Below are 12,183 nucleotides of genomic sequence, written 5' to 3'. Positions count from 1 at the left end.
ATCGGCTGGCAGAGTGTCCGCCGACAGCATACGAAAGCTCCATCTCTCGCCCGGAATTCGACTCGGAGGACTCAGAGGATTCTGGCGAGCAGGTCGTCAGGAATGATCGGCTGGTGGTATGTGCACTCCCCGGACAGCACGGTGGATCCATGGAGCCGGGAGACCGGAATCAGCAGCTTTTCGCCCTGATTGAGTTCGATCTTGTGCGTCACGTTGTTCCAGAAGTGCATCTGCCCGGACTCGATCATGACGAGCCGGTGTTCGTCGTGGACATGCGTGGTGGAGGTCTCCTCGTTCGACTCCACGAAGGTGTCGAGATCGACCTCGATGTTCTCGTCCGTGAGGTACTTGTCGATCCTGACGGCCCTGTCCTGGTATTCCTGGATGCTGTCCGCCCAGGTCACCTGCGTCTCCAGGTCGGTCTCCCAGAGTTCGGCGTAGCGCGCCGCGTCCGTGAACCCCCGGTGGAATTCCTGTACGACGCGGTCCCCGTGGACGGCGGCCAACGGCGTGAGCAGACGCTCGACGAGTTCCCTGAGGCCGTCCTCCGCGACGGCGCCGACGCCGTCGAAGTAACCGGTGTCAGCGGTCAGCGAAGTGGCGAAGACCTCTGCGAACCCTTCGCGGGTAAGGCTTTCGTCTATCTTCTTGTGGACGAGGGCGCCGAGGAAAGCGAACAGATTCTCACGGTTCACCGCGAGATGGTGGAGGTGATTTCCGCGTGCCAGCGACGTGTTCAGGTACAGCTGCCAATAGGCCGCTGCGGACGTCTTCAGGCCGGCACCGGCGAGCAGTTTCCCGTAGGCCGCCGAGGAATTCACCCAGGAGCGGTACTCGTCGAGCAGGAACGGCCGCAGCGAGGTGGAGGCCAGCTCGTACTCACCGAGTGCGGCCCGGCCCACCGCCGTGTTCATGGCCGGGAGAAAGGCGCTCAGCTGGAGCATCAGGAAGGTGCCGGCCTCCCGCTTTCCGGCGGTTTTCGCAACGGCGTCGAGCGCCCTGTTCGGCGCTGCCGCCCGCTGCTCGAAGGAACTGAGTACGTGGCCGGTCGCGGCGGCGACGGTCGGCCGTTCCAGCGGCGTGCGCCCCTCCTCCAGGAAGGTGAAGAGATGGTGCTCCAGGACCGGCTTCGCGAGGGCGCTCAGCACCCTGTTCTCCTGCGAGTAGAACGCTTCCTGGTCCGCCGTGACCGCCGGTTTCGGGGCGGGCGCGACATAGAGCGCGTCGAGGTCGTACACGTTGCGCAGCATGCGGTGGCCGAGGAGGCCGCTCAGCTTCAGGGCGTCGGCCGCCGGCAGGGCGCCGGAGTAGTCGAGCCAGGCCAGGTCGTCGGGGCGGACCGGCCGTCGGTAGGGGTTGTCCTCGGTCGTCAGCTCGGCCCATTCGGCGGCCCGGAAGGCCCGGTTGGCCGCGAACGCCTTCACGACGGCGTTGGGATCGTCCCCGGGGAGAGCGGGGACGGCGGATCGACTCGGAGAAGTCACCTGGACATGTCCTTCCAGTCGGGAGGGGGGAGTGAAAGCCGGGCTCACCGCTCGGGGGGCGGGCTCGGGGGCCGGCGCCCGGTCATGATTCGGCCAGCAGTTCCGCCTCGGACATCGAGGCGACTTCGCGGTAGATCTGTGCCGCCTGTTCGATGCGGCCCGGAACGCTCTGCCGCTCGGCCAGGCGTACGGCCAGTTCCCGCACCGTCCGGGCGGCGAAGAGGTCCGTCACGGTGGGCTCGGAGGTGTCCAGCCACTGCCTGATCTGGGCCATCACCTTGGTGGCCAGGACCGAGTCGCCGCCCAGGGCGAAGAAGTCGTCCTCGGCACCGACCCCGCCGGTGCGGAGCACCGCGCCCATGAGGTCGGCGAGCACGGTCTCCAGGTCGCCGCTCGGCGGTGTGTGGGGCCGCTCGCCGGGGGCTCCCGCCTCGAAAACGGCCCGGACGGCCTTGCGGTCGAGCTTTCCGTTGGGGGTCAGGGGGAAGGCGTCGAGCGTCTCGATCCTCTCGGGGATCATGTGCGGGGGCAGGTGCGCCGCCAGAGCCTCGCGCACTCCCGTCTCCTCGGAGCCGTCCGTGAGCGTGACCGCCGCGACGAGCTGCCGCGTCGTGCGCCCCACCACGTCCGCCACGGCGCGCCGCACGGTGGGCAGGGCGCGCAGGGCGGCCTCCACCTCGCCGAGTTCGATGCGGTAGCCCCGGAGCTTGATCTGGCTGTCGCGCCGGCCAAGGAATTCGAGGGTGCCGTCCGGCCGGTAGCGGGCCATGTCCCCGGTGCGGTACCAGCGTTCCCCGTCGTGGGTGACGAACCGGTCGGCGGTCCGTTCGGGATCGTTCCGGTAGCCGCGCGCGACACCGCGGCCGCCGATCCAGAGTTCACCGGGGACCCAGTCGGGGCAGTCCGCCCCCGCGTCGTTGACCACCCGGCACCGGACATTGCCCAGCGGTACGCCGTACGGCACGGCCTTCCACTCCGGCGGAACGGGGCCCGTCACCTCGCAGACGGTGGAATGGATCGCGGCCTCCGTCGTGCCGCCGAGCCCGGCGAACCGGCACTCCGGCACCAGTTGCCGCAGCCGTCCGGGCAGGTCGGCGCCGACCCAGTCGCCGCCGAGGACGACCACGCGCAGGCTGTCGCCGAGCCCCTCCGGCCCGCTTCCCGCGAGGATGGCGTCGAGCAGGCTCGGCACGCAGTTGAGGACGGTCACACCCCGCGTGCGGACGAGTTCGGCGGCCCGCTGTCCGTCCCGGCGGCTCTCGTCGTCGGGCAGGACCACGCACCCGCCGACGGAGAGCAGGCCGAAGATGTCGTACACGGAGAGGTCGAACTCGAACGGGGACACCCCGAGCGACCGGTCACCGGTGGAGATCCCGAAGTGCTCGTTCAGGCAGTCGACCGTGTTCATCGCCGCCGCGTGGGCCACTTCGACGCCCTTGGGCAGTCCGGTCGAGCCCGAGGTGAAGATGACGTACGCGATGCCCTCCGCGTCGACGGTGACCGGGCTCTCCAGCGGCTCGGCCCCGTGCTGGGCCGCGTCGAGGCCGAGGACGGTGATCCCGTCCGCGCCCGGCGCGCTCCCCTCACCGCGCAGGGCCAGCACCACATCGCCGGTCCGCTCGATCCGGTCGCGCCGGGCGTCGGGCTGCTCGACGCCGATCGGTACGTAACTCGCCCCCGCGGCGAGCACCCCGAGTGCGGCGACGACCTGGCCGGGCCCCTTGGGCAACTGGACGGAGACGGCGTCACCGGGCCGCACTCCCCGGGCGACGAGTGCGCCCGCGACGCGCAGCGCCCGGTCACGCAGCCCGCCGTAGCTCATCAGCCCGTCGGTGCCCCACTCCAGGGCGGGCAGGTCCGGCTCCGCCCCGGCGATGTCGAAGAAACCCTCGTGCAGCAGCCGTCCGGAGACCGGCCGGTCCGTGGCGTTGGCCCGGGCGCGGACGGCGGCCTGGGCCGGCGGCAGGCTCCTGGACGCGGCGCGGTCCCAGTCGGCGTCGTCGGCGAGCAGTTCCTCCAGCAGCTCGCGGTTGCGCCGGAACATCGTGTCCATCATTCCGGCGGGGAACGCCTGCTCCCGTACGTCCCAGTTGAACAGCAGACCGCCGCGTAACTCCACGACCTGGGCGTCGAGTACGACCTGCGGACCCTGCGAGATGATCCACACCGGCTCGCCGAACGCGTCGACGACGGTGTCCCTGAAGAGTTCCCCCAGGTTCAGCCCGCTGGTGTAGACGACGGACGCCAGCACCGGCTCGCCGCGCAGACGCCCGAGGTCCCGCAGTACGTCGAGGCCCGGAAAGGCCCCGTGCGACGCCTTGGTGTGCAGGTTCCGCTGGAACTGCCGGGCGCGGTCGAGCACCGACAGGGGCTCGGTGACGTCCACGTCCAGCAGTACGGAACTGCTGAAGTCGCCGACGAGCCTCTCCACATCGGGGTGGAGGGGTTCCCGGTTGAACAGGGGCAGGTTGAGAAGGAACCTCTGCTCGCTCGACCACCTGCCGACGACTTCGGCGAAGACCGAGGCCAGGACCGTGGCGGGGGTGACGCCCCGCTCGTGGGCACGGTCGATCAGCCGTCGCTTGTGCTCGGGGTCGAGCCAGTGCTCGTAGCGGACCGTACGGAGCGGATCCTCCCGCTCCGACTCGGGTACCAGCGGCAGGGCGGGCGCGTCCGGCAGTTCGGGAAGGACCTCCTGCCACCACGCCCGCTGCTCCTCGCGTGCCGAGGCGTTCATCGTGTCGTAGTCGGCGAGATAGCTCCGGTAGTCGTACGAGAGCGGTGCGGGACCAGACCCGTCCCCGGCGTAGAAGTCGGCGAGATCCGCCAGCAGCAGCCGGTAGCTCAGGGCGTCGGCGGCGAGCATGTCCACATCCACGTGCAGCCTGGTCCGGCCCTCGGGCAGCAGCGTCAGCGAGATGTCGAGGACCTGCCCGAGATCCGCGCGCATGCGCTGGTGCGTCTTCCGCTCGCGGATCTCGTCCAGCCGGCCCGCCAGGTCCGGCGCGGCCACCTCGCGGAGATCGGTCAGCGACCACACCGGCACGCCGGGCCGGCCGAGGACCCGCTGGGTTCCGTCGTCGAGGAACTGGCTGCGCAGCATGGCGTGCCGGTTCACCAGCTCCGCGACCGCGCGTTCCAGCCGCCCCGGATCGACGCCGTGGCCGTCGAACTCCGCGTACAGGTGGGCCGCGACGCCGCCGAGGGCCTGACCGTCCGCGCGGCCGATCCAGTAGCCGTGCTGCATGGTCGCCAGCCCGAACGGCTCCCCGGCGGCGCCGGGGTCGCGCTCCTCCCGCGTCACGGGGCCGGGCGGGCGGCCCGTCTCCCCGCCGAGGCGCTCCGCGATGAGTTCGGACCATGCCCGGACCGTGGGCCGCAGCGCGAGGTCCGAGAAGTTCACCCGGACCCCCCGCCGCCGCAGACTCGCGGCGATCTTGATCATCCGCATCGAGTGGAGCCCCAGCGTGACCAGGTCGTCGCCGGGACCGATGGCGGCCGGGTCCATGTCGAGCTGGCCGGCCACCAGGGTGCGGACTTCTTCCTGCCCCAACACGACATCTCCCACGGATCCTCCACGATTCGCACGGTGTTCCCGGAACATGGGCACCCAGGCCCGAAGCTCGGAGCTATATCCGCTGATCACCGGTGCCGGAATTTCCCTCCCGCGACAGGGAGGTCGGCAACTTGCTTTATGAGAAGGGTGACAGCGATCCGGCCGCCTGAACGTACGACAGCGCCTTTCATGGTGTCAACAGGCTACCCGTCAGCCCCATGGGAAAGCGTGCGGAGTTTCCCTTAGGTGTTTACCGGCAAGGGTTTTCTCTGCAGTGTTTTCTCTGCACTTCACTCTCAACCCGCCACCACAGGGACGTCGTTGACCTCGGCTTGCGGCGTGCGCTACGGTCGGCCGGCGGAACAGTCCGCGTGACTTGGTCCTGGCGCACACCTGGCGCCGTCCGAGATTTCCGCCGATTGACGGCCGAAGCGGCAGAACGAACAGGTGCCGTAAATTCACCGTCCCCGCGCACTCGACACCGATAAGGACGCGGCATCGCCTCCCGCTCCACGGAGAGTTGTCCACGAATGAATGCACCGCCGAAATGACGCCCCGAAAGGAGTTTCATTCATGACCGCCGATGTGGTGGGCTGGCCGGCCGCAGACGCCGAGAAATACCGGAACGCCGGGTACTGGCGAGGGGAGACCTTCGCCCGGTTCCTGGGCGTACGGGCCCGTGCGCACGGTGACCGGCTCGCCGTCGTCGACGACCGGACCCGGCTCAGCTACGCCGAACTGGACGACCGGTCGGACCGGGTGGCGCGCGGACTCACGGAGCTCGGAATCACCTCCGGAGACCGCGTCCTGGTCCAGCTCCCCAACCGGGTGGAGTTCCTGCTGCTCTGGTTCGCCCTGATGAAGACGGGCGCGGTGCCGGTCCATACGCAGCCGGGCCACCGCAGCAGCGAGATGACCCATCTGGCGCGGCTCTCGGAGGCGGTTGCCTATGTCATCCCCGACGTCCACGCCGAATTCGATCACCGGCTGCTGGCCCAGGCCGTACGGAGCGAGAGCCCGGCCCTCAAACACATCGTCGTGGTCGGCGATCCGGGCCCGGGAACCGGGTTCACCTCCTTCGCGGACCTGCTGACGACCGGTCCGGCACCCGCGGCGCCGGCCTCCCGCGCACGGGGCGGGGACCTGGCGCTCCTGCTGCTCTCCGGCGGCACCACCGGACTGCCCAAACTGATCCCGCGGACCCATGACGACTACCTCTACAACGGGCGCGCCGCGGGCGAGGTCTGCGCGCTGGCAGCGGACTCGGTCTATCTCGCGGCGCTGCCGGTGGCGTTCAACTACACGATGAACTGCCCGGGGGTCCTGGGGACGCTCGGAGTCGGCGGCACCGTCGTCCTGGCGAGCGACCCCGACCCCGACTACTGCTTCGGGCTGATCGAGCGCGAAGGCGTCACCATCGCCGCCATCAACCCGCAGATGGCGTCGGTCTGGCTGGACGAGGTGTCGATGACCGACGCCGACCTGTCCACCCTGCGGGTCCTCCAGGTGGGCAGCGCGCGGCTGGCCGACGACATGGCCGAGCGGATGATCGACGGGTTCGGCTGCACGATCCAGCAGGTGTTCGGGATGGCCGAGGGGCTGCTCTGTCTGACCAGGCTGACCGATCCGCCCGAGATCATCGCGACGGCGCAGGGCAGGCCCATCTCCCCCGCGGACGAGGTACGGGTGGCCGGCCCGGACGACCAGGAGGTGGCCGAGGGGGAGGAGGGCGAACTGCTCACGCGTGGCCCGTACACACTGCGGGGCTACTACCGCGCGCCCGAGCACAACACCAAGAGCTTCACCGCGGACGGGTTCTACCGCAGCGGCGATCTGGTGCGGCGGCTGCCGTCCGGGCATCTCGTCGTGGTGGGACGGTCGAAGGACCAGATCAACCGGGGCGGCGAGAAGATACCGGCGACCGAGGTCGAGGGCCACCTGCTGGCCCACCCCGGGATCCGGTCCGTCGCCCTGGTGGCCGCGCCCGACGAGGACTTCGGCGAGCGGTCCGTCGCCTTCCTCGTGCCGACCGGCACCCGCGCCCCGGACCGCGCCGAACTCGCCGTGTTCCTCGCGGACCGGGGGCTGGCCGCCTACAAGGCGCCGGACGAGGTGCGGGTGCTCGACGTGATGCCGCTGACCCCCGTCGGCAAGATGGACAAGAAGGCGCTGACCGCCTCGCTGCGGAACGGGTCGGCCGGATGACTCGGCCCCCCGTACCGCCTCGCCTCGACGAACTGCTGACGCGTGCGGCGCGTGACCATCCGGACCGGCCCGCGCTCGCCGCGGACGGACGGACCCTCACCTACGCGGAGCTGGAAGGGACCGTCCGCCGCCTGGCCGACGCCCTCACCGCCGCCGGTGTCCGCCCCGGTGACCGTGTCGGGATCCATGTGCCCAAAAGCGTCGAGGCCGTACTGGCCGTCCACGCGGTCCTGCGGTCCGGAGCCGTCGCGGCGCCGCTCGATGTGGCGGTGCCGCCCGAGCGGACCGCCCGGATGGTCAGGAACGCGGGCATCACCTTTCTGATCGCCCCGTCGGCGAGAGCCGCCGCCACCCAGCTGGTGAAGGAGTGCGTCGACGACAGCCCGGCGGCCCTCCGGCTTCTCGGGTCGGGCCTGGGAATCCTCCCCGTCGACTGCCCGGCGGCACCGCTCGGCCATCTTCCCGGCGCGGGGTACGTGCTCTTCACGTCGGGCAGTACGGGCTGGCCCAAGGGGGTGCTCCTCTCCCACGAGAACGTTCTGCACTTCGTGCGGTGGGCCGTCGGGCAGTTCGGCGTCACCTCCTCGGACCGGATCGGCTCCCAGTCGTCGCTGACCTTCGATCTCAGCACCTTCGACATCTTCGGCAGCGCGCTCTCCGGCGCCTGTCTCGTCCTGCTGCCCGACGAGCTGAAGGGGTTCCCGCGCGATGTGGTGGGCTGGCTGCGGTCCGAGCGGATCTCCGTCTTCTACGCCGTGCCGACGCTGTACCGGTCGATGCTGCGCCAGGGCGGAGCGAGCGGCGCGGAACTGCCCGAGCTGCGGATCATCGCCTTCGCCGGCGAGCCGTTCCCCGTGGGCGACCTCAAGCGGTACACCGAGGTGTTCGAGAAGGCCGAGTTCTACAACCTGTACGGCCCGACCGAGACGAATGTCTGCACCTTCGAGCACGTCTCCCGGCGGTGGGACCACCGGGACGGTCTCTCGATAGGCCGGGCGATCGACGGGGTCCGGGTCGAACTCGTCGACGACAGCCACCGGGTCACCCGGGACGAGGGAGAGATCGCCGTCGTCGGCCCGACGGTCTTCCTGGGCTATCTCGTCGACGGCGAGCCGCGGGCGCTCACCACCCGTGTCTCCCCGGACGACGGCGGCGGGCCCGCGTACCTCACCGGCGACCTCGGCCACTACGGCGAGGACGGAAAGATCTATCTGCGCGGACGCCGCGACCACCAGGTGAAGCGCCGGGGATACCGCATCGATCTCCTGGACATCGAGAGTGTCGTCCAGGAGTTCCCCGCGGTGCGCACCTGCGCCGCGGTGTGGCGGCCGCGGGGCCCCGGTGAGGGAAGCATCCTCCTCTACGCCGTCGCCGACGGCACGACCGAGGCAGGTCTGCGGGAGGCCGTCTCGACGGCGCTGCCGCGGCACATGATGCCCGACGACATCCATCTCGTCGACCGGCTGGCACTCACCGACCGGGGAAAGATCGACCGCGAAGCGCTGGCTTCGGCGGCGCCGACCCAGGAAAGGGATCATGGAAGACGTCGATGAGCTGTGCGCCCTGCTCCAGGGAATCATCTCGGAATCCCACGGCGCCCTGGACGAGAAGGTGGAGCACGACACACCGCTGCTCGTCTCCGGGCTGCTCGATTCCCTCACCATCATGCGGATCGTGGCCCGGGTCGAGGCGACGACCGGGGTCTCCTTCCCGGAAACCGCGCTCGTCGCGGCCAACTTCCGTACGCCCACGGCCCTCTGGACGGCCATCGAGAGGTACCGGGCCGCCGCCGGCGACGGGAGCACGGTGTCATGACGGACGGGGACCCCCGGGCCGGCGTCGACGCCGTCGTCACCCACGCGACCCGGCTGGCCGAATCCGCGCTCGCCGGGGCGGACCAGGCCGACTTCCGTACCCGGTGGAAGGCGTTCACGGCCCGGGGGGTGTGGGACGAGGCACCTTCGGACGAGGCGCCTTCGGACGAGGCGCCTTCGGACCGGCCCCCCGGAGCCGCCCGGCTGGGGCCGGTGACCAGGTCGGTGGCCACGATCGAGGGAATCGGCCGCGCGGGCACGGACGCCGGGCTCTGCTACGCCATGGCGTCCCAGCGGTTCGGAATCCAGTTCCCGCTGCGTTCCGTCCTCGGCGACACGGAGACCACGGAGAGCGGAGACGTGCTGCTCTGCCACGCGCTGACCGAGGAGGGCGGGGGCAGCGACCCGCTCTCGATGGCCACGCGGGCCGAACGGCAGGAGGACGGCGGCTACCTGCTCACCGGGACGAAGTCGTTCGTCACGGCCGCCCCGGTGGCCGACACCGCCCTGGTCTTCGCCAGGACGGCGGCCGAACGCACCCCCTTCGCCCTCTCCGCCTTCCTGGTCGACCTGAGCGCCCCCGACATCGAACAGAGCGCCCCGTTCCCCAAGACCGCCCTGACCGAGGTGCCGATGGGCTCCCTCACCTTCCACGGGGTCCGGCTGGCCCCCGGCAGCATGGTCGGCGAGGAGGGCTCGGGCCTCGGCCTGCTGACACTCACGACCGCGTGGGAGCGCGCGCTGCTCCTGTCGTACGCGCTCGGCCCGATGCGCAGGGTGCTGGACCGCACGGTGGAGTGGTGCGCGACCCGGGAGCACTTCGGGCGCAGGATGGGAGCGAGCCATGTCGTCGCGGCCCGGGTCGCGGACATGGCCCTGGCCCTGCACCGGTCCCGGGAACTCGTCTACCGGATGGCCGCGCGCCTGGACGCGGGGGAACGCCCCCGCCAGTTGGCGGCCGACGCCGCGCTGACCAAGATCTCCGTGGCCGAGGACTACCTGATGTTCAGCCGGCAGGCCGCCCAGCTCGGCGGGGTGCGCTCCTTCATCGAGGACTCGGGCCTCACCGCCGATCTGACCAGCCCCATGGCGGCGTCGGTCTACGCGGGCCCGAACGACCTGTTGCGCATCACCGTCGCCCGCGAGCTGGGACTTCCCGTCGAGAACTGACCTCCGACCGGACGGAAAGGATCACATGCACGCCTCGGACACCCCGCACATGGAAACCCTCCTCGACCGGGTCCGGTCGGCCGCCGCCGAACTGAGACTCGGCTCCGCGGCGGTCGACCAGGGGCGGCTCTCTCCGCACCACGGCTACCGACTGGTGCGGGACGCGGGTCTGCTGACCCTCCTGATCCCCCGGGAGTCCGGCGGCGAGGGGCTCTCGTTCCTCGACTACACCAAGGTCCTGGAGGAGATCGCCCTCGGCGACGGGGCCACCGCCCTCGGCTTCAACATGCACAACGTGGCCATCGGCTCCCTCTGCGAGACGGGCGGCGCCGCCCTGCCCGAGAGCGCGTCCCGGTTCCGTGACTGGGTTTTCGGTGAAGTCGTCGAGCACGGAAGGATGTTCGCGTCGGCCACGTCCGAGACGGGTTCGGGAGCGAAGCTCCGCCGTATCCAGGCCACCTACCGGGCGGCGGGCGACGGCTATGTCCTGAAGGGCACCAAGGCGTTCGTGTCGCTGGCGGGCATCGCCGACCACTACGTCGTCGCCGCCCGCGAGGACGGCACCTCCGAGGCCGACGAGGTGTCGCACTTCGTGGTCTCGAAGGACGATCCCGGTGTCGCCTTCTCGGGCGTCTGGGACGGCGCCGCACTGCGCGGCACCCAGACCGCGACCATGACGATGAACGGTGTCGAGATCCCCCGGCACCGGTTGTTCCTCGGCGTCGAGGGGCTCTCCCTGTTCAAACTCGTACGGGAGCCCCACTGGATGGTCTCCGGCTACATGGGCGCGTACCTCGGGATCGCCGAGTCGATCCTGCGGCTCATGGTCCGGCTGCTCCGCGACAACGAGGGGCGCCGTTCGTCCCCCGTCGTCCAGTCGGAGGTGGGCCGCCTCGCCGTGGAGCTGCGGGCCGCGCGGGCCCTGGTCCACTCCGCCGCACGACAGGTCGACGAGGAACGCGGCAGCCTGGAGGCCAACACCGCGGTCCACGCGGCGAAGTACTGCATCGGCGAACTCGCCCCGCGGCTCGCGCTCGGCGCCGCGCGGATCTGCGGCTCCGGCGCGCTGCGCACCAGCGTCCCGCTGGAACGGCTGCTGCGGGAGGCGTCGTTCTGCGCCGTGATGCCCGCCAAACCCGACGAGTGCCTGGAGTACGTGGGCAAGTCGGCCCTCGGATTCAACATGCTCAGTGCCCGGAACTTCGACTGGTAGCGGGAGGTGACGTCGCTGTGCCGGAGATCGAGCTGAGGCGCGGCCCCGTCGAGTACCGGCGGATAGCGGGGGACGCCGGCCTCGCCCCGCTGGTGTTCCTGCACGAGGGGCTCGGCTGTGTCGCCATGTGGTCGCGGTTCCCCGACGCGCTCGCACGGGCCACGGGCCGTCCGGCGGTGGTCTACTCCCGGCACGGCTACGGCGGTTCGGGCCCGGCGCGGACCCCGCGCCCGGTCGGCTACATGCGGGAGGAGGCGACCGAGGTCCTTCCCGAACTCCTGGACCGGCTCTCCCTGGAGCGCCCGGTCCTCGTGGGACACAGCGACGGGGCCTCCATCGCCCTGCTGCACGCGAACGAGCACCCCGTGGCCGCTCTGGTGCTCCTCGCGCCCCATGTCTTCGTCGAGCCGGAGACACTGGCCGGGATCACCGCCGCCCGGGCCGCCTACCGCGAGGGGCCGCTGGCCGTACGGCTGAGGGGTTTTCACAACGACGCGGACACCGCCTTCCACTCCTGGGCCGACGTCTGGCTCTCCCCCGCGTTCCGCGACTGGAACATCGAGGACGGGCTGCGCGCCGTCAGCGGCCCGGTCCTGCTGATCCAGGGAGAGCTCGACCAGTACGGGACCACCCGTCAGCTGCGCGCCGTCGAGCAGGGGGTCACCGGCCCGGTCCGGCGGGTCGAGATCGCCCGGTGCGGGCACTCCCCCCATCTGGAGCGGCCCGGCGAGACCCGGGAAG

The 12,183-nt window shown here is 70.8% G+C and carries 7 protein-coding genes and 1 pseudogene; 6 read left to right on the top strand and 2 right to left on the bottom strand.

The window, feature by feature from the left end:
* Positions 1–71: 71 nt before the first annotated feature.
* Positions 72–1,484, bottom strand: coding sequence for a hypothetical protein (locus ACFTZC_RS24975; RefSeq protein WP_382893286.1), 1,413 nt, complete (start codon positions 1,482–1,484; stop codon positions 72–74).
* 82 nt (positions 1,485–1,566) lie between these two features.
* Complete coding sequence (locus tag ACFTZC_RS24970; RefSeq protein ID WP_382893284.1) at positions 1,567–5,052, bottom strand: amino acid adenylation domain-containing protein; 3,486 nt, start codon at positions 5,050–5,052, stop codon at positions 1,567–1,569.
* A 561-nt stretch (positions 5,053–5,613) separates the two neighbouring features.
* Between ACFTZC_RS24970 and ACFTZC_RS24965 the strand changes: the two genes are divergently transcribed.
* The 6 genes and pseudogenes from ACFTZC_RS24965 to ACFTZC_RS24940 all read left to right on the top strand — a co-directional run.
* Positions 5,614–7,245 (top strand): (2,3-dihydroxybenzoyl)adenylate synthase, encoded by a 1,632-nt coding sequence (locus tag ACFTZC_RS24965; RefSeq protein WP_382893282.1) that lies wholly within the window; start codon positions 5,614–5,616, stop codon positions 7,243–7,245.
* A complete protein-coding gene (locus ACFTZC_RS24960; RefSeq protein WP_382893280.1) occupies positions 7,242–8,798 on the top strand; it encodes an amino acid adenylation domain-containing protein in 1,557 nt (518 codons plus the stop codon). Before ACFTZC_RS24965 ends, ACFTZC_RS24960 begins: the two co-directional genes overlap by 4 nt.
* The gene (locus ACFTZC_RS24955; RefSeq protein ID WP_382893278.1) at positions 8,782–9,060 is read left to right on the top strand and encodes an acyl carrier protein; all 279 of its coding nucleotides are present in this window, start codon (positions 8,782–8,784) and stop codon (positions 9,058–9,060) included. The genes ACFTZC_RS24960 and ACFTZC_RS24955 overlap by 17 nt, the downstream gene beginning before the upstream one ends.
* On the top strand, positions 9,057–10,229 hold the full coding sequence (locus ACFTZC_RS24950; RefSeq protein WP_382893276.1) for an acyl-CoA dehydrogenase family protein: 1,173 nt from the start codon (positions 9,057–9,059) through the stop codon (positions 10,227–10,229). Before ACFTZC_RS24955 ends, ACFTZC_RS24950 begins: the two co-directional genes overlap by 4 nt.
* A gap of 25 nt (positions 10,230–10,254) precedes the next feature.
* On the top strand, positions 10,255–11,442 hold the full coding sequence (locus ACFTZC_RS24945) for an acyl-CoA dehydrogenase family protein (protein ID WP_382893275.1): 1,188 nt from the start codon (positions 10,255–10,257) through the stop codon (positions 11,440–11,442).
* A pseudogene (locus tag ACFTZC_RS24940) lies at positions 11,373–12,170 on the top strand (alpha/beta fold hydrolase); the annotation flags it as partial. The gene ACFTZC_RS24945 and the pseudogene ACFTZC_RS24940, both read left to right, overlap by 70 nt.
* Positions 12,171–12,183: the final 13 nt, after the last annotated feature.

Source organism: Streptomyces sp. NPDC056987, from assembly GCF_042673865.1.
Taxonomy (GTDB): domain Bacteria; phylum Actinomycetota; class Actinomycetes; order Streptomycetales; family Streptomycetaceae; genus Streptomyces.
Note: the sequence above shows the minus strand (reverse complement) of the source record. Positions and strands in the feature narration are given on the sequence as shown.